The organism is Pseudomonas svalbardensis, assembly GCF_030053115.1.
Taxonomy (GTDB): domain Bacteria; phylum Pseudomonadota; class Gammaproteobacteria; order Pseudomonadales; family Pseudomonadaceae; genus Aquipseudomonas; species Aquipseudomonas svalbardensis.
In genome coordinates this window covers 2,367,501-2,390,339 of the sequence record NZ_CP125619.1, presented here as the reverse complement: position 1 = coordinate 2,390,339, position 22,839 = coordinate 2,367,501, and the positions used below count along the sequence as shown (strand labels likewise).

General features: G+C 60.1%; 14 protein-coding genes, 2 rRNA genes and 3 pseudogenes (1 of these 19 cut by a window edge). 7 read left to right on the top strand and 12 right to left on the bottom strand.

Annotation, left to right across the window (positions count from 1 at the left end):
• Positions 1-8: 8 nt before the first annotated feature.
• The 3 genes from QFX16_RS10940 to QFX16_RS10930 all read right to left on the bottom strand — a co-directional run bounded on the left by QFX16_RS10940 (position 9) and on the right by QFX16_RS10930 (position 8,870).
• A complete protein-coding gene (locus QFX16_RS10940; RefSeq protein WP_283183901.1) occupies positions 9-1,961 on the bottom strand; it encodes a YncE family protein in 1,953 nt (650 codons plus the stop codon).
• A 36-nt stretch (positions 1,962-1,997) separates the two neighbouring features.
• Positions 1,998-7,829, bottom strand: a complete 5,832-nt coding sequence (mnxG, locus tag QFX16_RS10935) for a manganese-oxidizing multicopper oxidase MnxG (protein ID WP_283183900.1) — start codon at positions 7,827-7,829, stop codon at positions 1,998-2,000.
• A 432-nt stretch (positions 7,830-8,261) separates the two neighbouring features.
• The gene (locus QFX16_RS10930; protein ID WP_283183899.1) at positions 8,262-8,870 is read right to left on the bottom strand and encodes a lytic transglycosylase domain-containing protein; all 609 of its coding nucleotides are present in this window, start codon (positions 8,868-8,870) and stop codon (positions 8,262-8,264) included.
• Between the two features lie 194 nt (positions 8,871-9,064).
• Here QFX16_RS10930 and gspG point away from each other — a divergent pair, with 194 nt between their 5' ends.
• From gspG to QFX16_RS10915, 3 genes are all read left to right on the top strand, one after another.
• Positions 9,065-9,499: a type II secretion system major pseudopilin GspG gene (gene gspG / locus QFX16_RS10925; protein ID WP_283183898.1), complete on the top strand. Its 435-nt coding sequence runs from the start codon at positions 9,065-9,067 to the stop codon at positions 9,497-9,499.
• A gap of 14 nt (positions 9,500-9,513) precedes the next feature.
• Positions 9,514-10,701 (top strand): type II secretion system F family protein, encoded by a 1,188-nt coding sequence (locus QFX16_RS10920; protein ID WP_283183897.1) that lies wholly within the window; start codon positions 9,514-9,516, stop codon positions 10,699-10,701.
• A 148-nt stretch (positions 10,702-10,849) separates the two neighbouring features.
• On the top strand, positions 10,850-11,449 hold the full coding sequence (locus QFX16_RS10915; protein WP_283183896.1) for a hypothetical protein: 600 nt from the start codon (positions 10,850-10,852) through the stop codon (positions 11,447-11,449).
• A gap of 92 nt (positions 11,450-11,541) precedes the next feature.
• Here QFX16_RS10915 and QFX16_RS10910 read toward each other — a convergent pair whose 3' ends face one another.
• From QFX16_RS10910 to QFX16_RS10890, 6 genes and pseudogenes are all read right to left on the bottom strand, one after another.
• Positions 11,542-12,117: an antibiotic biosynthesis monooxygenase gene (locus tag QFX16_RS10910; RefSeq protein WP_283183895.1), complete on the bottom strand. Its 576-nt coding sequence runs from the start codon at positions 12,115-12,117 to the stop codon at positions 11,542-11,544.
• Positions 12,110-12,289 carry a hypothetical protein gene (locus tag QFX16_RS10905; protein ID WP_439900114.1) on the bottom strand — a complete coding sequence of 60 codons (180 nt, stop codon included), beginning with the start codon at positions 12,287-12,289 and terminating at the stop codon, positions 12,110-12,112. Before QFX16_RS10905 ends, QFX16_RS10910 begins: the two co-directional genes overlap by 8 nt.
• Positions 12,286-13,104 carry a hypothetical protein gene (locus QFX16_RS10900; protein ID WP_283183894.1) on the bottom strand — a complete coding sequence of 273 codons (819 nt, stop codon included), beginning with the start codon at positions 13,102-13,104 and terminating at the stop codon, positions 12,286-12,288. The genes QFX16_RS10905 and QFX16_RS10900 overlap by 4 nt, the downstream gene beginning before the upstream one ends.
• A gap of 78 nt (positions 13,105-13,182) precedes the next feature.
• A pseudogene (locus QFX16_RS29690) lies at positions 13,183-13,271 on the bottom strand (DUF6124 family protein); the annotation flags it as partial.
• An 88-nt stretch (positions 13,272-13,359) separates the two neighbouring features.
• Entirely contained in the window at positions 13,360-15,174 is a 1,815-nt protein-coding gene (locus QFX16_RS10895) for an ABC transporter ATP-binding protein (RefSeq protein ID WP_283183893.1), read from the bottom strand.
• Positions 15,171-16,190 carry an AraC family transcriptional regulator gene (locus tag QFX16_RS10890; RefSeq protein WP_046048348.1) on the bottom strand — a complete coding sequence of 340 codons (1,020 nt, stop codon included), beginning with the start codon at positions 16,188-16,190 and terminating at the stop codon, positions 15,171-15,173. Before QFX16_RS10890 ends, QFX16_RS10895 begins: the two co-directional genes overlap by 4 nt.
• 165 nt (positions 16,191-16,355) lie before the next feature.
• Here QFX16_RS10890 and QFX16_RS10885 point away from each other — a divergent pair, with 165 nt between their 5' ends.
• The 3 genes from QFX16_RS10885 (at position 16,356) to QFX16_RS10875 (ending at position 18,409) form a co-directional block, all read left to right on the top strand.
• Entirely contained in the window at positions 16,356-17,207 is an 852-nt protein-coding gene (locus QFX16_RS10885) for a 3-hydroxybutyryl-CoA dehydrogenase (protein ID WP_283183892.1), read from the top strand.
• A complete protein-coding gene (locus QFX16_RS10880; protein ID WP_283183891.1) occupies positions 17,194-17,796 on the top strand; it encodes a TetR/AcrR family transcriptional regulator in 603 nt (200 codons plus the stop codon). The genes QFX16_RS10885 and QFX16_RS10880 overlap by 14 nt, the downstream gene beginning before the upstream one ends.
• 199 nt (positions 17,797-17,995) lie before the next feature.
• Entirely contained in the window at positions 17,996-18,409 is a 414-nt protein-coding gene (locus QFX16_RS10875) for a VOC family protein (protein ID WP_123367371.1), read from the top strand.
• A gap of 18 nt (positions 18,410-18,427) precedes the next feature.
• On the opposite strand, the pseudogene QFX16_RS10870 reads toward QFX16_RS10875, so the two are convergent.
• Positions 18,428-19,360, bottom strand: a pseudogene (locus tag QFX16_RS10870) (group II intron maturase-specific domain-containing protein); the annotation flags it as partial.
• 518 nt (positions 19,361-19,878) lie between these two features.
• Between QFX16_RS10870 and QFX16_RS10865 the strand changes: the two are divergent.
• Positions 19,879-20,272, top strand: a pseudogene (locus tag QFX16_RS10865) (hypothetical protein).
• Positions 20,273-20,345: 73 nt separating this feature from the next.
• On the opposite strand, the gene rrf reads toward QFX16_RS10865, so the two are convergent.
• A 5S ribosomal RNA gene (rrf, locus tag QFX16_RS10860) occupies positions 20,346-20,461 on the bottom strand.
• Positions 20,462-20,615: 154 nt separating this feature from the next.
• Positions 20,616-22,839: ribosomal RNA gene (locus QFX16_RS10855) — 23S ribosomal RNA — on the bottom strand (it continues 668 nt past the right edge of the window).

The window sequence follows — 22,839 nt, the reverse complement described above, 5'->3', positions numbered from 1 at the left end:
AACTCCTTTTAGTGGGCATCGCCGGGCAGGACCCGAACGCTGGCAAAATTCTTGTCGTCGAAACTCGCGCCCAGCGACGCTGCGCGTACGTGCAGGTACCAGGCGCCGTGCTGGTCGAGGGTCACCGGAGCTTCATAAACACCGTCGCCCACTTCCAGCGCGGCGACTTGCTGGACCCGGGACGTCGGGGCCCGGAAGTAACGCACCTGAACGTCCTTGATCCCGCTGCGCTGTGCCTTCTGCTTGCCCTGAACGATGCGAAAACGCACCACGTAAGGACTGCCGAGGGCTGCCGTGGCTTTGTCGAGCATGAATTCCACCTTCGGCACACCCGGGCGCCGGGTGAGGGTTTTATCCGGCTCAACCAAAGCCGTGAAGCAATGGATGATGTTCGGCTGGTTCAGCAGGAAGGCCACGTCGAAACGCCCGGCGGCGGGCAGTTTGATCCGGGCGCTGTACAGCCCCGGCTCGACTTCGCGCAGACTGCGGTCGATGACCATCGCCGCCCGCGCCACTTGCCCACGATTGGGGTAGCCGGACATCGGCGCGTTCATGCCTTCGGCGTAGAAGTAGGTGGTGTTGTCCACCGGGTTGACCACAAACACCGCGTTGTCATCCCGCGACACCGCCAGGCTCGATGCCAACGGCAAATCACCCGCCAACCGTGGCGCCTGAGGCCCGGCTTCAAAACCCTGGCTGATGGGCGTGCGGCCCTCGCCGAGGGATGACAGGTTGATCATCGTGACCTTGGCCGAGGCCAGTCCGCGAATGTAGGCATAGGCCTTGGTGAACACCACTTGATAGGGTTCGGTGGACACGTTCAGTTCATGGATCAACGAGTCGGTGGCCGCGTCGATCACCGAGGCCTGGTTCTCCAGGGTGTTGAGCACGATGCCGAAACGACCGTCAGCGCTAAAACCCATCGGGCCCAGGCCCTGTTTCATCTTGATCACCCGCCGGACTGCGAGGCTGGCGGTGTCGATCACGGTCACCGTACCGTCCTTGCCATCGGCGACATAGACCGCCTGGGACAGCGACGAGTAAGCCACGGACAACGGGTGCGAGCCGGTCTTGAGTTGCTTGCTGATGGTCAGGCTGGCGATGTCGATGAGGCTCACCGTCCCGTCATCGCGGTTGGTGACGAAGGCAAAACGACTGTCCTTGCTGAAGGCGATTTCGTGATGCCCGGCACCGGTGGCCAGGTATTTGAGCGTCTTGAGGCTGCGCGTGTCGATCACCGTCACCCCGGACGCCTCGGCCGATTTCGCGTTGTTGCCGACCCACAGCAGACGCTCATCCGGTTGTAATGCCAGCCGAACCGGATTGCTGCCGGCAGCCACCGAGTCGATCAACTTGAATTGCTCGCTGTCGATCACCGCAATTTCATCGGCGGTCGGCATGGAGACGAACACCCGCTTGTTGTCACGGGGCGTCACCCAGTCCATTGGCGGCTGCTTGATATCAATCCGCGCCATCGTGCTGGTGATCCCGCCGACCGACACCGACGGATCGACCACCGAGACGCTGGCATCGCGGTTCATCACCAGCAGGAAGTAGCTGTTCAGATCGAGCATCGGCCGCGCGCCGATGCTCGATTTCAGAAACACCCCGACCCGGGATTTGCAGCTGTGTTCGCGGCCCTGGGCCTGGTCGGCGGCGACGGTTTCCGGATCGAGCCAGGCACCGGGTGCGACACCCGACAGTGGCTGGCCCGAAGCGCTGTCAGTGACCCGAAAGCGCACGTCGGCGAACTCGCCCTCGCGCAGCACGCCGTCCTGCGCCAGCGGCCGTACCTCGATCGCCACCGACACCCCGTCACGCTCAAGCGTCTGGCCGCCCCAGGTGTTCGGCAGCGCGACCTCGCTCAGCATGGCCGGGGGCGTCGTGCGCCACACTCCCAGCCAGATCAGCGCCAACCCTACAACCAGCGCACATACGGCGATTTTGATGGTCCTGTTCATAATGCTTCTCCCCTTCAGATCTGTGTCTGCTATGGCTCAAGGTGCCGGAGCCGGTTCAGGTTCGTTGGTCACCCGCAACAATCCCCAAAGCCCGGCGGTGTTGCCGTACGCGCCGTAGTCACGGAACAGGTAGTCGCCCGGTATCGCGTTGCTGCCCCCGGCGCTCGGGTGCATGAAGCTGAAGTGCGCCGCAGGCAGGATGCTTTCGCGGGCACCGATGTACATCGACATCGGGTTGTAGCCGAACCGCACCGAACCCACCCCTGGTGTATTCGTCGGATAACCGCGGGTATCGCTCTTCTCCGACTGGAACGGGTTGACCGACCAGACGTGACCGTCAAGCTGGAAGGTCGTACCGCGGCTGCCACCGGTGGGCATCATGATGTGGGTGCGGAACGGTTGCCCCGGCTTCACATACAGCACCGGTGTTTGCGGATCGCCTCCCACCAGCGCGTTGCTGTAAGCCATGTGCGCATTGGGCACGTCACCATAACCATGGCCGTTGGCACGGCCGAACGGCGCATCCGGTGCCAGCCCGAAGCGGAACCACAGCGGCTCGGCCCTGTAGTTGATGGCCATGCTCGAGTTGTCCTGCGGATCGGTCGGCACACCCAGGCCTTCGGCGGCAATGCCTTCGACCGGCCGGCCGTTGGCCCAGCGGATGTTCAGGGCTTTTTGCCAGACCATCGCAAAGTCGCGGTAGGTGGTTTGCCCCGCAGCGGTGACAGTCGCCGTCACTTTGCGCGCATCGTCAACCCAGGTCGCCCCGATCGGCAGGATGCTCATCGCCCCGCCCAGGCCTTTCTGCGGCTGTTTGATGACGTCCGCCGGGGTGAAATTCAACCCGCCGAACTCCACCGCCGTGGCGTTGATGTTGTCGACACTGCGGCCCAGTTGCGTGACCGGTTTGCCTTCACGCTCCAGGTGCCCGGCGTAGTACTGATAGGTACGCGTCGGGTACGCGCCGACGGTGCCAACACGTGGCGGCACGGTCTGGATCGGGTTGGCGCCGACGTTGGTGCCATCGGATTTGGTGATGTCATACGCCAGCAGTTGCGCGTGCAGGCCCACATGGCTGGACGGCCGCATCAGGTTATTGCTGAAGGTGGTCGCCCCCAGGCCGCTGTTGCGATCACGTTTGACCATGCCCTGCATCACCGCTGTCTGGGTCAGGTCCGGCATGATCATGGGCAGACGGTTTTCCAGGGTGATTTTGATGCAATCACCGGCCGCCGCGCGCAGCACCAGCGGTTCGACAGGCACACCGGGTTTGAGCTTGCCGGTGATCGGGTCGAGATCGCCCTTGCGCACATAAAGGATCGCCGTCGGGTCATGCAGCGGCCCGCTTTGCCCGCCGATGGTGAAGGTCTCACCGTCTTCGGGATCAGTCACGGTGACCTGCGCAATGCTCACGGGGCGCGAGTTGAACACCAGGGTCCCGCCCGCCGGATTCAATGACCCGCCGACATGATGACCCATCCCCGCCGGATCACCGATGGACAGGTTCAACGGGTTGCCGAGGATGTCGTTGGCCAGTGCCGCGACCACTTCATAGTTGCGTTGCACGGTCGGTCGGGTACCGATGCCATTGGGGTTGGCGCCGATCCGTGGACAGATGCCATCGAACGCCACAGTGTTGCGCATCCCCATCGGTTTCGCGTTGTTCGGCAGCGCGAACAGGTCGCTGCGTTGGGCCGTGTAGTTGCGCATCACGCCCCAGATCCCGCTCCAGTATCCTTCCAGGGAGGCGTCCATCGAGTACAGGTAGTCACCCGTGGTCGCGGCCGAGCTGGAGACCATCGACACCGGTGCATTGAAGCCCAATTGCTCGGAGATCCCGACCATCTGCGACGAACGCCAGCCCGAGTTGGAGCTGTTGCCGAACCCGGAACCGCTTTGCAGCCATTTCACGCCATGCAGGGTCACGTTGTGCTCTTCTTCGTGACCGCCGGCATGCACCCGCAGCCGCACGTTGTCACCGGTATAGGTACGCAGCATCGGGGTGAACGGGTCACCCGGTTCTGCGCCGCCACGGTTGATGTGCGGCGGGAACAGCGTAGTGCCGCCGGTTGGACCGGTGGCCGCGGTCACCAGGTTCGGCGCCAGGTTCATCGCCGGGATGGCGCGGTCGGTGCGGCTTTGCATGGCGTACGCCAGGTCGCCGCCGAGGCCGTCGGCCTGCATGCCGCGCTTGCCGTCCGGGCCGACCTTGTTCGGGTCGTACACCCGCAGGGCCAGCGGTTCGTTGCGGTAATTGACCACGAACATGCCTGGATCATCGACCGAGATCGCTTGTGGGCATGGCCGGCTTGGGCAACCGGGCACTTGCCCGCCTTGCACTTCGACGATCCCTTCCAGCAGGTTGCTGGCGTTATTGCGCACCGGTGGATTGATCGCGTAGCGGAAGCTGTCGGCGGTGGCCGGGAAGGCTTGCGGATCGGGCACGCCATTGGGGCCGGCGCCTACATACACACCCGCTTCATAGGCGTGCTGGAAGTCGCTGTACTCAAGGAAGAACTCACGGAAGCTGTCGTTCTTGCCATCACCATCGATGTCACCGGTGGAAATCACCGCTTGCCATGAAGTCGGCCCGCCATCCTGCCGCGCGCCGCTGTACAACGGCTCGCCGGTTTCGGCGTGGAACCAGGTGGAACCAGCCGGTTCCGCCAGCACAGTGGCGTACAGACCGACCTGTTGGTGAGTCGATGGGCCTAAGTGGTCGTGGGTAAAAATGGTCCCCAGCCCACGATCGACACCTTTGGCGTTCACCACCGGATCGACAAACCAGCGCTGCATCGCCGTGCGCGCGCCGACCCAGTCAGCACGGCCAAATTGACCGAAGTACGGGTGATTTTTGGCTTTCGGACAGGCCGGCGTGCCGTCACGCGGGTCGGTGCCTTCGCACTGGTTGAACTCGCGAATCGCGCGGACGCGTTCTTGCACTGCCCCCGGGGAAAGGACGCCGTCTTCATAGTTCCAGCCGTTGGCCGAACCATCGGCGGCCGTCAGGTCCCATTTCGGCAGGTGAATGTGCTGACCGATCACGTCGGTTGGCGTGCGCACCTGATAGTCGTCCATTTCATAGGTGGCTGGCACCAGGTTGGTTTGCTGGTATTGCACGCAGTCGAAGGTGTTCATGCGCATCACCAAAGGCTCTGGCGGACGCTGCTTGGTAATCACCGGCCAGGCGTCTTCCCACAGCGCGAGAATGCGCGCTTGCGGGAAGTGGTAACCAACTTTGTTGTAGACCGCATCGAACTGGATGTTTGCGGCTTTGTAGACGCGTGGACGGTCAGCGGTGAACGTCGACGTACCGGTGAAGGACATGCCGTCGATCCGTTCGCCACTGGCAAACTCGCCGGTGCCGGCGCTGCTGGTCAGGCGTTTTTGCCGATCATCCATGCACGGTTCGTAATACGGTGCGCCCGCTATCGGCAAGGCACCGTTGGTGCGAAAGTTGCGCGCCACGACTTGATTGCCGGGTAGCACGGCGAAGCTCGGATGGTCTTTTTTTGCGTGGAACGCCATGGCCGCCTGTTCGACTTCGGTGCCCTCTTCCGGCATGTAAATGGGTTTGGCGCGGGTCACTTTCTTGGAGAAATCCAGGGACGTGGTAATGGTTTGCGCCTGGCCACCGGAGGAGAAGCCGTCCAGAGTATGGCGCCCCAGACCGCCGTCCCAGCCACCGGACTGAGCCGGGTCGAGGTTGGCCCACAAGGCGTTGCCGCTGGTTTTCAAGGACTGCGCCTTGGCAGCGTCGAGCATGTCCAGCGGTGGGGTCGGTGGGCGCTGACCGACCGAGCTTTCCATGCCGCCGATCCAGAACGGATAGCCAGGGTTTTTCAGGCTGCCGTCGGCATTGCGGTTGGCTTCACTGCGATCCACCAGGGCCAGCGAACCGATGGCTTGAGCGCCGCCGTTACCGCCGTCACGTTCGCCGTCGTCATCCTCTTCGTCATCGTCATCACCACCGGCCACCAGGGTTTCGCCGATTTTCGGTACGACCGCGACTTTGCCCGGCATCGGCGCCATGGCTTTGCCTGGCAGCGGCACGACGGCTGGAATCGGCGTACCGGCGACGATCTCGCCATCGGGCAAGGCCCGGGCGCCAGCAGCCGGTTTACCGCTGCGCAGCGCATAAGGTTCGCTGTGATAACCGTCGGTGCCCTGCTGGGAAACCTCGAGTTTGGTGCCCTCTTCGAATACGTCATGCACCCGCCACATGCTCCACATGCCTTGGGCAAAGTGCGGATAGAAGTGGCAGTGATAGATCGCATCGCCCGCGACCCGGTTGCGGTTGCCCGAACCCCCGTTGGCGATTTCGTAGGTGTAACCGGCGCCCGGACCGATGCCTTGGGCGTCCACATAGTCGGAGTTGTCGTCGTTGGGGTTGAACAACCACTGGTGCCCGTGCAGGTGGAAAATGTGCTGCTCGTGGCCGTTGTGGGTGTTGCGAAATTTGATGAAGTCACCGATGTAGCTGTGGTTGACGTTGGACGGCTCGGACGGATACAGCGCCATGGTCGCCTTGACCCCGATCTGATCGGCGCTCGGCGTTTCACCGGGACGAATATTTTCCAGGCCTGCGTTGGCCGGCACGTCCACCAGCATCGCCACATCGCCGACGGTGTGCGAGCTGAGGAAGAATTCTTCATAGGCGCAGGACAGGCAATCGTGCATCGGCCCGACGCCCAAACGGTTGGCAACCACTTCGGCGCCCATGCCGCCGGAGCCATAGTTGATCATGAACGAGTCGCGCGTCGGCTCCAGCACGTGAGCCATCACCGGGTCTGCCCAGTAAGCGGGGAACGCCTGAGTCGCGGCGGTTTCATCCTGGAACTGCGAGGCGAAATCGCGGAACGGCTCCAGACGATTCGGGATCGCCGGGTTGCGTTTGCCGATGGCTTCCAGCGGATAGGTCGACGGCGGGAAGCTGCCGTCGGCGTTGCTGCCCATCACGATCGCGTCGGCCTCGCTGGAAATGATTTCATTGCCGTCGACCATGTTGATGATCGGCGTGCCGGCCTTGCCTTCACGTATCCACGGTTCACGCTGCGGATAGCGCGCCTGGTAATCGACAATCGGTTGACCGGCCGGGGTGCGGTCGACGCTGGCCAGGCGCATTTCTTCTTCGGTCACGGTGTTGCGATAGGTGCGGCCGCCCTTGGGCACCACGACCACTTGGCCGAACAGTCCGTTGGCCACGTTGCCTGCATCCCCTTCCCCCCCGAAGGTCGCGCCGCGGCTGCTGGCGGCAAACGCTCCTTCGCGCTCGGCGTACAAGGTGTAGGAACGGGTGGCGCCGGGGGCAATCAAGGTATTGGCGTTGCGCCCGGTATAGGACGCAATGTCGTCGATGCTGTTGACCGCTTGCATGCCATTGACCTGGAAGCCGACGTGGCGGTCGGCGACCTGTTCATCGACCTTGAATTCGTCTTCGTTGCCGATGGCGGCTTCGCCCTCAATCTCACCCTCTTCCTCCTCCCCGTCTTCGTGGCTGCCGGGGTTGGCCTGGTAGGCGAGCAGGTTCTGCAAGTTGATGGTCAGGCAGTCACCGGCAGCGACGCGCAATACCAGTGGACGCGGACGCTTGTCGGGCCGCAGCGACACTTTTCCCGGCACCGCCGCTCCGCCCTGGGCCAGGGACATCTCGTGATCATCGACCACATCGCGGCGCAGGGCGAACATCATGCCGTTGACGTTCTGTGCACCGAGTCGGTTGAACATCAGCGGCTGATCCAAGGCCACGACGTTGGCCACCAGATTGCGCTCGCAGCGCACGGCCGCTTCGGCCAGCTCGATGCCCAGCATCGACGTCACCAACAGCAGCAATTTGAACAGGGACGGGGCGTAGGGTTTGCCGGTCATGATCACGGGCCTCGCTGTGGATGCTCACAGGGAACAATTCTCGACAAATCCCCTTGAGCAATCCGCATGCCATAAATAATTTAGTTATTTTTCAATCGGTTAGATAAACGACTTAACAACTCGGGGGATATTCCCCACTTATTCCCCCACTATTCGGGCTGAAGATAACTTCCCCCAAAACGCAAATTTCGTAACAACCGTCGAAGTCGGCGTTCGGCTCTGTAGCAGCTGTCGAGCTTGCGAGGCTGCGTTCGGCGGCGCAGCCGTCGTGAGATCCGGCAACGCGGTGTTTCAGGAAAACCTCACGATCAGGTTTTACGACGGCTGCGCCGCCGAACGCAGCCTCGCAAGCTCGACAGCTGCTACAGGACGATTGCGGTCTTCGGTCGGCGGTACGGATCGGGTGCCCCACAAATGGGGGGAAACCCCCAATCACAACGGCGCATCCACGGCCAGGCCCTGCAAGCGTCGGTATTGGCGCAAGACACTGGGCACGTAACGCTGGGTTTCGGCGAACGGCGGGATCACCCCGCCACGGCTGAGCACCGCTTGCGGCCCGGCGTTGTAGGCCGCCACGGCGAGGCTGATGTCGTTATCGAACAGGGTCATCAGGTGCTTCAGGTACTTGGCGCCACCCTGAATGTTGGCTTTCGGGTCGTAGACATTCTTCACCCCCAACTCCCGGGCGGTGTCAGGCATCAATTGCATCAACCCGCCCGCGCCCTTGGGTGACCGCGCACGGGAGTCATACGCGGACTCGGCCTGGATCACCGCATGCAACAGCGCTGCCGGTAATTCATTGGCCGTGGCCGCCGCCGAAACCAGATCGGCATAGGGCTGCCGGGCAATCATCTGGGGTTGCTGATCCATGCTGACCCGGGCGGATTCTGGCTCGTGAATCACCCGTTCATAGGTGCGGCCGGGACGGTGGACATTGGACAAAACGTAGCTGCCCTTGGCGTCCACGGAAACGAACACATCGGCCTGTACGACGCCGGTCAACACGAGCAGACCGAGCAATCCTGTGGTGAGTGTTTTCATTTTTTTGCCTCCCCTGCCCGGCCCCGAAAAATGGGGCTAATGCCCCAATGGCCGGTAGTAAACCGTTCATACGCAAGCACTGTGCCGGATGCGCGCAGGCCCGTAATTCAGGGGCTGCAGAAGAATGGCCAGCATGTGCATGGCAATTGCATAAGCCTTCATGGCGACCCTTCTGCCAACTGTGTGAGGTCATCATGAATCAGCGTTTGCGTTCCACCCCGCGTGCTCAAAGCGGGTTCACCCTGCTCGAACTGTTGGTGGTGTTGGTGGTGCTGGGGCTGCTGGCTGGCATCGTCGCGCCGAAGTATTTCGCCCAACTGGGCCGCTCCGAAGTGAAGGTGGCTAAGGCGCAAATAGAAGGCCTGGGCAAAGCACTGGACCTGTACCGTCTGGAGGTCGGTCATTACCCGTCGACCGAACAGGGTTTGCAGGCGCTGGTCACCGCGCCCAGCGATGAAACCCGCTGGACCGGCCCTTACTTGCAGAAAAAACTCCCGCAGGATCCGTGGGGCCGTAACTACACCTATCGCCACCCCGGCGAAAACGGCGAATACGACTTGTTGTCCATGGGCAAGGACGGACAACCCGGCGGCGAAGGCGAAAACGCCGAAGTCACCAGCTGGCAATAACGGGAGTGGCGACTATGCGATTTCATCTCAAAGCCGTTGGCAAGGCCGGCGTCGTCTCGATGACCGTCGAGGCGCTCGGCCACAGCGAAGCCCGGCGTATCGTTGAAGACCAGGGCTACCGGGTGATCAGCCTGTACGCCGAGCGTCACTGGCGTGCGCTGCGCTTACGACAGCGAGAGACCTTCAACCTGGTGCTGTTCAGCCAGGAACTAACCACGTTGCTCAATGCGGGCCTGCCGCTGATCGATGCGCTGGAAAGCCTCGCGGAAAAAGAGAACGCGCCCCAGGCCCGCAAGACCTTGAGCGAACTGGTGCGCCTGCTTTATGAAGGCAAATCGTTCTCCCAGGCACTTGGCCAGTTGTCAGCGGTTTTTCCCCCTCTCTATGTTGCGCTAGTACAGTCCAGCGAGAAGACCGGCGCCGTGGGCGATGCCCTGGGCCGCTATGTCAGCTATCGCCAGCGCATGGACGAGGTTCGGCAAAAAATCGTCAGCGCTTCGATCTACCCCCTGCTGTTGCTGGTGGTGGGCGGTGGCGTGGTGTTGTTTCTGATGGGCTACGTGGTGCCGCGCTTCAGCCTGGTGTTCGAAGGGCTGGGCTCGAACCTGCCGTGGCTGTCGCAGATCCTGATGAGCAGCGGGATGTTCCTGCACGCCCATCAGGGCGAATTCTTCGGCGCATTGCTGGCGATCATCGTCGCCCTCACCTTCCTCCAGCGCCAACCGGCCTTTCGTCGGGGCCTGGACCGCGTGGTTGAAAAACTCCCGGCGGTCCATCAACGCATTTTCATGTACGAACTGGCGCGCTTCTACCGCTCGCTGGGGATTCTGCTGCAAGGCGGCATTCCCCTCGTCACCGCCATGGGCATGGTTCGCGGCCTGCTCACCGTCGCCTCCCGCGCGCGCCTGGACCAGGCCTGCGAACGGGTGCGCGAGGGCCAGTCGCTGTCGACCGCCCTGGAACTCAATCACCTCGTGACTCCAGTGTCCCTGCGCTTGCTGCGCGCCGGCGAGCAGTCCGGCAACCTCGGGCAAATGATGGAGCGCAGCGCCGACTTCTACGACGAAGAAATCAGCCGCTGGATCGAATGGTTCGTGCGGCTGTTCGAACCCTTGCTCATGACCTTCATCGGCCTGCTGATCGGGGTGATCGTGATCCTGATGTACATCCCGATTTTCGAGCTGGCCTCGAGTATTCACTGACCCCTGGAACGGGATCGAGCGGTACGTTGCATTGTTCTTCCACTTACAAATGAATAAATCAGTGCGTTGAAGTGTTTATCAACTGAATCAAGCAGCACGTTGCATTGTTCATCAACGTTCCAACCCGAATTAGAAGACGGAGAACGACATGCACATCAACAAGCTTTTACTGGCAGTAGCGATTGGCGCAGTTCTGTCGGCGTCTACCGTATTGATTCCGGACAGCCTGTCCGGTGTATCGAGCGCACAGGCCAAGGATGGCGGGAGTGGTGGAGGTGGTGGCGGCTCTGGTGGCGGTGGGGGTGGCGGCTCCGGGGGTGGCGGGGGCTCTGGCGGCGGTGGTGGAAGCGGTGGCGGCGGCAGTGGCGGTGGCGGTGGCGGTGGCGGTGGCGGTGGTCACGGTGGAAGCGGCAGTGGAGGCAACAGCGGCGGTCACGGGGGAAGCGGTAGTGGCGGCAATAGCGGCAATAGCGGCAATAGCGGCAATAGCGGCAGCGGTCACAGTGGCAGCGACCATGGCTCGGGCCATTCCGGCAACTCGGCCTCATCCTCTTCCGGGCGTAGCGGCACTCACGCCGAACCTGGGGATGATCACGGCGTTCATCGCTCCGGTGAAGTGGGCGACGATCATGGGGTGCATCGCTCGGGTGAAGTCGGCGACGACCACGGCGTGCATCGTGCGAGCGAAGTCGGCGATGACCACGGCGTGCATGTCGGCGGTGAGCCAGGTGATGACAAAAGGTCCTGACAACCGCTGATGCCCCAACAACACAATTCCCTGTAGGAGCCGCCCGGAGCAAGCTCGGCTCCCACAGTGGATCGTGTTAACCGCCGATAACGTCAGCGGCTCGGGCCGGAATGGGACAGCCAAGGCGCGAACAATCGCGTCGCCATCGGCATGAACAGGTACACCACCGACAGCACGATGGTCAGGGTGATCAGGAAGGTGGCAATGATGTAATTGGAGAGGAGAGTGTTGAGCTGCAACAACGGTCCCCAGATCAGCGGCACCAGCAAAGTGTGCGGCGGAATCACCAACAACGTCACCACGGCCTGCTTCCAGCGCGGCGGTGGCGATCCCGCTTCGGTCTGCGGGGCGAACCAGAATTCATTTACCGGGTTGACCTCAGTCTGATCACCGTCCGCCAGCATCGGCGTGGCTTCGTCGACCAGTGCTTGCCGTTGCGGCGAATCGAGCCAGCGCTGCATCGCCTCGGTGGAGCAAAAACGCAGCACGCAGGTGAACATATCCAGGCCGCTGCTCTTGCCGTGAATCACGTCCACGCCCAGATGCCCTTCGCTCTGCCCCGCCACACCCACGATGTGTCGAAGCCAGGCTTCGTAAGGCACTTCAAAGCCGGCCTTGACCCGGTGTTTGACGATCAGGGTCACGACTTCCTCGAAACGATCAGGCATCACGCAAGGCTCCGGTGAAACGGACATTAAGCGCCGGCCGTTTCGGACCGGCGATGAAGAGGCTGCTGAACAGAATCCACAGCAGCGAGCCGAACAGCCCTTCGGCCACGCTGACGTTAAGCAGCTTCCCCTGACCATCCGCTTTCTTCCAGGCAAAAAAAAACGGCTTCATAAGAGACCGCTCTTCTTTCCCACGACGGTATAGATACGCGCCGGAAAACTTACAGCCGTCGCCAGATTCGCCACCCCATCCATATTCACCCGAAAGAGAATGGACAATTTACTGCCATCCCCGAGTTCCTTCAGGTAATCGTAAAGAACATGGGCGTCGAAGCTGCCAGTCGAGCCCCATCCTCGAGTGACCGCGTTGCGCCCCCCCGTCCAGATCGTAAGATTATGAGCGTTACCCTCTGCATTATGGCCTTCCAGGTTCAGCCATATCCGCTGGGCGACGGCAATATGCGGCCAGCTGCCAAATCGAAGGGTCCCACCATTCAACACGTCTTTGAGGTCCAGCACCGACGTACCGGTCGCCTGGGTAATCACCGACGCAATTAACTCATCTGCCGGGATTGTCAGCACATTCAGGAGACGCGGTAGTGAGGTCTGCGGAGTCGATGCCCCACGGGTGTAGGTGAAAGTCACCGTCACCGGTTTGCTCAGATTGAAACGCACCAGTGAAATGGGCAGCGGTATTTCTCTGGGACCGGTACTGGCAGCCTCGACGAAACCCATGGTGTAGGAACCCTCGGCCGGGGTGCCCGCCGCGCCTGTCCAGGTCACGCTGATTCTGTCATCGGGTTCCATGACGTAATCCACGATGACTGTAAGGGTGTCTTTGACCGCAACCGGGTTCAGGTTGGTGTTGTCGGGATTTTCCTTGATCGACGGTGGCGGCAGGTCGATGACACTTTCTACGGCAGACGGGATGTTCATCATTCTTTCCTTGAGCGTGATTGAACTTGCCCCCTTGGGACGCAGGCTCATCACACTCCGGATTCGCAACATGCGCTACTGTCAGAAATAACAGGTCAACGGCTATAACGGACGAATGGTAGGGAGTTACAGGTAATGATCGAGGGCGCGGTCGGCGGCTTCGTGGAGTTTTTTGGAGTCGAGGGAATGTCGTCGGTTTCTGGTGGGTCGGGTGTGATCTTGAACCTATGAAGCGCCTAAAGTTGTGGAGCCGCGACACATCGCTGCTAAACGAAAGTGACGCGCGCTTCTCAGGAGTCTTGAGCGCTATCGGTAACCGCGGGCCTGCAAATCAAACAACTGCGCATAGCGCCCGCCCGCGGCCACCAGACTATCGTGATCACCCCGCTCAAGGATCGCTCCCTGGTCCAGCACGATGATGTGGTCCGCATTGCGCACACTGGAAAACCGGTGAGAGATCAGCAACGTCATCCGGCCTTCGGTGTGCTCACTGAAATGCTCGAACACCGCTGCTTCCGCCGCCGGGTCAAGTGCAGAGGTCGGCTCATCCAGAATCAGAATATCGGCGTTGCGCCGCATGTAGGCGCGCGACAACGCGATCTTCTGCCATTGCCCGCCGGACAGCTCCTGCCCCCCGGCGAACCACCGTCCCAATTGCGTGGCATACCCTCGATCCAGCCCCTCGATAAAGGGGGCGGCCATCCCCTCGGCGGCAGCCTCCTGCCAGCGCTGTTCATCGTTGAACGCCAGCGTGTCACCGACGCCGATGTTCTCGCCGACGGAGAATTGGTAGCGGATGTAATCCTGAAAAATCACCCCGATGCGCCGCCGCAGCGCGTCTTCTTCCCACGCGTGCAGATCACTGCCGTCCAGCAGGATACGGCCCTGATCAGGACGGTACAGCCGCGTCAGTAATTTGATCAGCGTGGTCTTGCCCGAACCGTTCTCCCCCACCAGCGCCACACTGTGGCCGGGCACAAGGTGAAGATCGATGCCTTCCAGCGCGGCGCGACTGGCGCCCGGATAGCGGAAACCGACGTTCTCGAAACGCAGGCCATCGCCGGGGACCGCACCCACGGTAAGGCTGCCGGTATCGGCGACAACAGGCTCGGCCAGGTATTCATAAAGGCTGGAGAGGTACAGGCCATCTTCGTAGAGACCGCTGATGGCACTCAGGCTGCTGCTCACCGCCGTCTGCCCTTGCTTGAACAACACCAGGTACATGGTCATCTGACCGAGGCTGATGTTGCCGTGGACGGTATCGACCACCACCCAGGCATAGGCCAGATAAAACGCGCCGGTGCCCAGTAGACCGAGGACAAATCCCCAGCCATCTCGACGTAGCGTCAGGCGCCGGTCTTCGGCATAGAGCCGCGCGAACGTCTCGCGATAACGCTTCAACAGCAGCGGCGCGAAACCGAACAGTTTGACCTCTTTGATGTAGCCCTCGTGAGAGAGGAGCGTTTCGATGTAACTCTGTTGCCGACTCTCCGGCGCGCGGCGAGTGAACAGTCTGAAAGCATCACCGGAAAAATGCGCTTCGGCGAAGAATACCGGTAGTGCACCGACCACCAGCAGCACCAGCGCCCAAGGCGAAAAATGCACCAGCAACACACCGAAGCTGATCAACACGATCAGGTTCTGGATCAACCCCAACGACTTCATCACCAGCGCCAACGGCCGGGTCGAAGCCTCGCGGCGCACCCGAACCAGTTTGTCGTAGAACTCCGAATTCTCGAACTGCACCAGCGATAACGTCTGGGCCTTCTCCAGAATCATCGTATTGACCTTCTGCCCCAACTGCACCCGCAGCAGCGATTGCTGGACCGACAGCGCCCGCTGAGCTCCGGACAGCAATGCGAGCACGCCCGCTTCAAACAGCACATAACGCACGACCGGCCACAACGGCGCACTGCCCTGTTGCGCGTGCAACTGCATGGCGGTGACGACCGCATCGACGATGCGTTGGCCTAACCACGCCGCCAGTGCTGGAAGTACGCCGGCGATCAGGGTAGCCAGCACCAATCCCAGAAACAGTCCGCGAGACGTTGCCCAGACCAGCAGCAAGGCGCGTCTCGCCTGGTCGAGTAACGAGGTGAAACGATCAAGAACAGGGTTCACTCCGTGAGCTCCCCCTGATACCTCGCCCGATATCGCCCCGGACTTTCTCCCGTCCACTTTTTGAAAGCCCGATGGAACGCACTCGGCTCCTGAAAGCCAAGCTGCTCGGCAATGTCACTGATGCTCGCTCGGCTCTGGCGCAGCTGTTCGAAGGCAACACCACGCCGCACCTCGTCCTTGATCTCCTGATACGAACACCCTTCACGCTCCAGCTTTCGGCGGAAAGTGCTGGGGCTCAGGTGCTGTTCCAGGGCGAAGGCCTGCAAGGTGGGCCATTGGCTGTAATGGCTGTTACGCAGGCGCTGGTGGACCTGCGACGCCAGGCCGTGTTGATTGCGAAAACGGATCACCAGCCATTGCGGAGCGGTGCGCAAAAACACTTTCAGTGATGCCAGATCCTGAACCACCGGCAGACGCAGATAGTGGCTGGCGAATTCGATTTCGGTGCGCTCCGCGCCAAAGGTCAGGTTCGGTCCCCAGAGCAAACGGTCATCGCTGAGCGACACACGTTCGTGGCGAAAATCTGCGCGGTCGATAGGGATGCGCCGCCCACCCAGCCAGCAGAGCAGGCTGATCATCAACACCAGAAACGTCTCCTCGCCCAAACGACTGACGTCGCTGTTTGGCGAGTGGTTCTGCAGGCTGATCACCGCACGTTTTCCGCGCACCGTCAGCGTGCCGCGAAAGTCGTGGAGGAATAGCGCGAAATTGGCCAGGCACTGGCGCATGGCTTTGTGCAGGTCAGGTTCCTGAATCAATGCCCGGCAGATCAGGGCGAACCCCCCCGGCGGCATGCCATGGGAGTCGAGCCCGAAGAACTCATCGTTGAGCTCGCGGATCTGAATCAACCACAACGCGGCAAACGCACTCGCCGGTACACGTGCGGTGGGCTGCTCCATCAACGCCGGATCGATGCCGGCCTGTTCAAGCGCAGCCCTCTGACGTTGCGGATTGTTTCCCAGCCCATGGATCATTGCCTGCACGAAGTAGGCAGAAACCGAGTCCTTTTCCCGCATGTGAACGCTTCTCTCCCCATCACCCGAATGGCAAAAAACACCAGTGCCGTTGAACAGTTTCGGCATAGGACAACCGCCCTGCCGGCTCTAGACTCGCGGCCAATAGTACGCCTTCGGCCACTACGGCGGCCAAGGTATCGCGGGATTTGATCGGAAGGACAGAACATGAATCTGCAAAACATTGGCGTGATCGGCGCAGGCACCATGGGCAATGGCATTGCGCAAGTCTGCGCCTTGGCCGGTTTTAACGTGACCTTGCTCGACATCTCCGAGAGCGCTCTGCAAAAGGCCCTCGCAACCGTCAGTAAAAACCTCGATCGACAGGTTGCCAAGGAAACGCTGACGCAAGAGCAAAAGCTCGCCGCCCTCGACAAGATCCGCACCAGCACCGACTACAGCAACCTGCAGAACGTGCAACTGGTGATCGAAGCCGCGACCGAAAACCTCGAGCTGAAACTGCGCGTGCTGCAACAGATCGCCGCGCAGGTCAGCGACGATTGCGTGATTGCCTCCAACACGTCTTCGCTGTCCATCACCCAACTCGCTGCCAGCGTGAGCCAGCCTGAGCGCTTCATCGGCCTGCACTTCTTCAACCCGGTGCCGGTGATGGGCCTGATCGAGGTGATTCGCGGTTTGCAAACCAGCGACGCCACCCACGCCCTGGCGCTGGACATGGCGACCACTCTCGGCAAAACCGCGATCACCGCCGGCAACCGTCCGGGCTTCGTGGTCAACCGGATTCTAGTGCCGATGATCAACGAAGCGATCCTGGTGTTTCAGGAAGGCCTGGCCAGCGCCGAAGACATCGACGCCGGCATGCGCCTGGGCTGCAATCAGCCGATCGGGCCGCTGGCGTTGGCGGACCTGATCGGTTTGGACACCGTGCTGGCCATTCTCGAAGCCTTCTACGACGGCTTCAACGACAGCAAATACCGCCCTGCTCCACTGCTCAAGGAAATGGTCGCCGCCGGTTACCTGGGGCGCAAAACGGGGCGTGGCTTCCATGCCTATGCCTGAGCGCTGCTCGCGCTTTGCCGAGTACCGGGACAAGGTGCTGGAGCTGTTCGCCTGCAAAGGTTTCGGACAGGTCGGCATGCGTGAGCTCGCGACCTGTCTGGGGCTCGCCCCCGGCTCGTTGTATCACCATTACCCCAGCAAACAGCACTTGCTGCTCGACCTGATCGAAGAGTTCTACGAAGAGCTGTTGGCAACCTTGGGGCGGATCGAGCAAAAGGCGTCGGCAAAACGTGACAAACTCCATGCCCTTATCCGAGCGCATTTGAACCTGCATCAGGAAATGCCTTGGCATTTCCGTCTGGCAGAGCGTGACAGCGGCTGCCTGAATGAAGAGCAACAGGAACGGGTTAGGCAGCTGCGCGAGCAATACGAGCGCAAATTGCTGCTGATGCTCGGGGCTCGATCCCGCTTCAGTGAACAGGGTTTGCTGGCCGCCGGACATGCAATCGCAAACTTACTCAACAGCGCACCCGGCTGGTTGGTGCAACATTCGCTGGATGAGCGGGAGCGCGTTGAGCTGTTGGAGAGTCTGGTGAGTGGAGCCATCGAACGTTTGCTGCGCCCCTCGGTTCCACGCGCAGCAGCTTGAGGACCCAGGACGATATCCCCGCGACCGTGGATCGACACCTAGGCGCCGGAAGCCATAAGCCGCGCCGCTTCAATAGAAAAAACATCTAAACAATTCCCGCCAATCACGACATCTAACGCTTTGCTAAAGGGAGCCCAATCACTGCGGAGCCTGAGGTGAATTCGGCCTCTCTTCGCCTCTTCGTAACCGGGAGCAAAGCATGAAAATCAATCCCTACCTGATCTTCAACGGCGATTGCAAAGCCGCCTTCACCTTCTATGCCCAAAGCCTGCCAGGCCAGATCGAAGTCATGATGACCTTCGGCGAAAGCCCCGCGCGCGAGCACTTTCCGGCGGACTACCACAACCTGATCATCCACACCCGCCTGCTGGTGGGCGATCAGGCGATCATGGGCTCGGACACAACACCTGATCGCCCTACTGACGAAATGAGCGGCTGTTCGGTTTCACTGAATGTCGACAGCATTGCGGAGGCTGAACGGGTGTTTTCTGCGTTGTCGGACGGCGGCAAGGTTGAAATGCCACTGGAAACCACGTTCTGGGCGGCTCGCTTCGGCATGTTGGTTGATCGGTTTGGTGTTTCGTGGATGGTGAATTGCGAAAAGGATCAATGAAACTCAACTTTCTCAAGGCATCAGGTTGCGTGCCCTCGTCGAGGGCTGCTTCCATTGGCGCCAGATGACGCAGCGAAGTTTATGCCGCACCCACCCGTCCAGTTCCTCAATCGGTCGCTTGCTCTGACTGAGTTTGAAGTAGCCAGCCCAGCCGCGCAGTACAGGGCTAATCCGCTCGATGACGTTCGCCATCTTGTGGCCCCCTGCTCCGTGCAGCAGGTCTCTGAGTCGGTCGCGTAAGCGACCCAGACTCATTGTCGCTACTCTCAGCCTTGGCTGTTGATGCCAGCTCATCCCATAACCCAGATAGTCGCAGACCCAAGGCCGTGCCACATGGGCCATCAATACATCGTGGTTGACCCGATCGAAGAACTTCTCCAGATCGAGTTCCACGCACCAGCAGTGACCCGCCACCACATGGGCGCGGGCTGTTTCGATGGCTTGGTGGGCGCTTCTGCCCGGACGGAAGCCGTAGCTGTAGTCCGAGAACAGCGGATCGAAGATCGGCGTGAGCTGTTGCAGCAGTGCCTGTTGGATCAGGCGATCCACGACGCTGGGGATACCCAGCTGTCTTGTGCCGCCTTTGGGTTTGGGGATTTCGACGGCGCGTACACCTTGCGGGTGATACTCGCCGGCCAGCAACCTGGCCTTGAGGGTTGGCCAATACTGTTCCACGTAGCCCGCCAACTCGTCGACCGTCATGCCATCGGCCCCCGGCGCACCCTTGTTGCTGACCACGCGCTGATACGCACGCTTGAGGTTGGCCGGTGCAAGCACCCGCGCCATCAGCGTGCCCGGCTCCGCGTTCGTCCACGCCACAGACGTCGCCGATGCCTGCGCACTGCCAGCCGTGGCCCGCGGATTCTGTCCGGAACTAGGGGTCACAGTTCTCCCTCGGAGAAATTTCTGCTTTTCGACATTCGACGAGACTCTGACGCCTACTGGCGGCATAACCTGTTCGGCCCTTGGTGGCAGGGTTATTTGCCACTTACTACGGCCTCGGCTGACTTCTGCACGCTCATCCCGTCGCCTCTCGACGCTCGGTAGCACAGTGGCAAACGTGCAGATCTCCCAGGGTAATTCGCGCGACCTTCCTGCTTATGCCTGTCGGATATACGTCGTAGCGTTCCGTGCAAGTATTGGGCTTTGACGATTATGGCCGTCTTACCCCCGCTACGCCGCCTCATCCGCTTCCTGTTCGTCAGGCCAGCATTTTGCCTCGGGCTTCCTTCAGATTCGCAGTCACCCGCGACACCCTTGCCTTTGGCTAACACTTCCCCTTGCCGGGTGTGTAGAGGACTTGCACCTCCAAGTCACCAGCGTGGCCACCCAGCCAAGCTGGTTGCGCTTGCGCGCAACGCGCCATGCCTGGCGCACCATGAAAAGGTTGGGCTTCTGGCAACTGCCGAACGGTCTGACCGTCAACACACTACCTCGTACAGCAGCAGATTGTTCGGAGGAACCCCACTATGCCTGCCCATGACGTGCCTTGGTCCACTCGTTTCAAACTGTCACTGCTGGCTGGAGGGCTCACTGCCACTCTGCTCGCGCTGAGTGGGTGCGCACCGTCGACGCCCAGACAACCGCCTATGTGGGCGTGGAGCATCCCGCACCGAGCCTCTTCGCCCTCACGTCCGATTGGGTGAGGTTGTCATCGACGCGAGCGTCGAGCCTGCTCCTCCCATCACTCAGGTAGAAGAAAAACTACGCGAAGAGTCCGCCAAGCTCGGCGGCGATGCCGTGGTGGTGGTCTACGACCATATCCAACCGGTGGGCGCCTATGTCAACGGTCCACTGTTGGCTCGCGACGTAAAAACCATCGAAGGTCGGAAACTCAAAGGGATTGTGATCAAGTACCGGTAATGTCCGTTCGCACTTTCCTGCAGACAAAACAAAACCCCTACCTGCATACGCAGATAGGGGTTTCGGAATTTAATCTTGACGATGACCTACTCTCACATGGGGAAACCCCACACTACCATCGGCGATGCATCGTTTCACTGCTGAGTTCGGGATGGGATCAGGTGGTTCCAATGCTCTATGGTCGTCAAGAAATTCGGTAGCCAGGTCGTTCTCCTTGCGGATCACGCTCCAGCGAATGGGCAGGTGATAGATTTGTGTGTTGCGTTGCGAATTTTCGACTTGTGTCGTCTTCACACACCGCAATCTGGTGCCTCTTCAGGTCAGCAAATTGCTTGGGTGTTATATGGTCAAGCCTCACGGGCAATTAGTATTGGTTAGCTCAACGCCTCACAGCGCTTACACACCCAACCTATCAACGTCGTAGTCTTCGACGGCCCTTCAGGGGACTCAAGGTCCCAGTGAGATCTCATCTTGAGGCTAGTTTCCCGCTTAGATGCTTTCAGCGGTTATCTATTCCGAACATAGCTACCCGGCAATGCCACTGGCGTGACAACCGGAACACCAGAGGTTCGTCCACTCCGGTCCTCTCGTACTAGGAGCAGCCCCTCTCAAATCTCAAACGTCCACGGCAGATAGGGACCGAACTGTCTCACGACGTTCTAAACCCAGCTCGCGTACCACTTTAAATGGCGAACAGCCATACCCTTGGGACCGGCTTCAGCCCCAGGATGTGATGAGCCGACATCGAGGTGCCAAACACCGCCGTCGATATGAACTCTTGGGCGGTATCAGCCTGTTATCCCCGGAGTACCTTTTATCCGTTGAGCGATGGCCCTTCCATACAGAACCACCGGATCACTAAGACCTACTTTCGTACCTGCTCGACGTGTCTGTCTCGCAGTCAAGCGCGCTTTTGCCTTTATACTCTACGACCGATTTCCGACCGGTCTGAGCGCACCTTCGTACTCCTCCGTTACTCTTTAGGAGGAGACCGCCCCAGTCAAACTACCCACCATACACTGTCCTCGATCCGGATAACGGACCTGAGTTAGAACCTCAAAGTTGCCAGGGTGGTATTTCAAGGTTGGCTCCACGCGAACTGGCGTCCACGCTTCAAAGCCTCCCACCTATCCTACACAAGCAAATTCAAAGTCCAGTGCAAAGCTATAGTAAAGGTTCACGGGGTCTTTCCGTCTAGCCGCGGATACACTGCATCTTCACAGCGATTTCAATTTCACTGAGTCTCGGGTGGAGACAGCGCCGCCATCGTTACGCCATTCGTGCAGGTCGGAACTTACCCGACAAGGAATTTCGCTACCTTAGGACCGTTATAGTTACGGCCGCCGTTTACCGGGGCTTCGATCAAGAGCTTCGCGTTAGCTAACCCCATCAATTAACCTTCCGGCACCGGGCAGGCGTCACACCCTATACGTCCACTTTCGTGTTTGCAGAGTGCTGTGTTTTTAATAAACAGTCGCAGCGGCCTGGTATCTTCGACCGGCATGGGCTTACGCAGTAAATGCTTCACCCTCACCGGCGCACCTTCTCCCGAAGTTACGGTGCCATTTTGCCTAGTTCCTTCACCCGAGTTCTCTCAAGCGCCTTGGTATTCTCTACCCAACCACCTGTGTCGGTTTGGGGTACGGTTCCTGGTTACCTGAAGCTTAGAAGCTTTTCTTGGAAGCATGGCATCAACCACTTCGTCACCCAAAGGGTAACTCGTCATCAGCTCTCGGCCTTAGAATCCCGGATTTACCTAAGATTCCAGCCTACCACCTTAAACTTGGACAACCAACGCCAAGCTGGCCTAGCCTTCTCCGTCCCTCCATCGCAATAACCAGAAGTACAGGAATATTAACCTGTTTTCCATCGACTACGCTTTTCAGCCTCGCCTTAGGGACCGACTAACCCTGCGTCGATTAACGTTGCGCAGGAAACCTTGGTCTTTCGGCGTGGGTGTTTTTCACACCCATTGTCGTTACTCATGTCAGCATTCGCACTTCTGATACCTCCAGCAAGCTTCTCAACTCACCTTCACAGGCTTACAGAACGCTCCTCTACCGCATCACCTAAGTGATACCCGTAGCTTCGGTGTATGGTTTGAGCCCCGTTACATCTTCCGCGCAGGCCGACTCGACTAGTGAGCTATTACGCTTTCTTTAAAGGGTGGCTGCTTCTAAGCCAACCTCCTAGCTGTCTAAGCCTTCCCACATCGTTTCCCACTTAACCATAACTTTGGGACCTTAGCTGACGGTCTGGGTTGTTTCCCTTTTCACGACGGACGTTAGCACCCGCCGTGTGTCTCCCATGCTCGGCACTTGTAGGTATTCGGAGTTTGCATCGGTTTGGTAAGTCGGGATGACCCCCTAGCCGAAACAGTGCTCTACCCCCTACAGTGATACATGAGGCGCTACCTAAATAGCTTTCGAGGAGAACCAGCTATCTCCGAGCTTGATTAGCCTTTCACTCCGATCCACAGGTCATCCGCTAACTTTTCAACGGTAGTCGGTTCGGTCCTCCAGTTAGTGTTACCCAACCTTCAACCTGCCCATGGATAGATCGCCCGG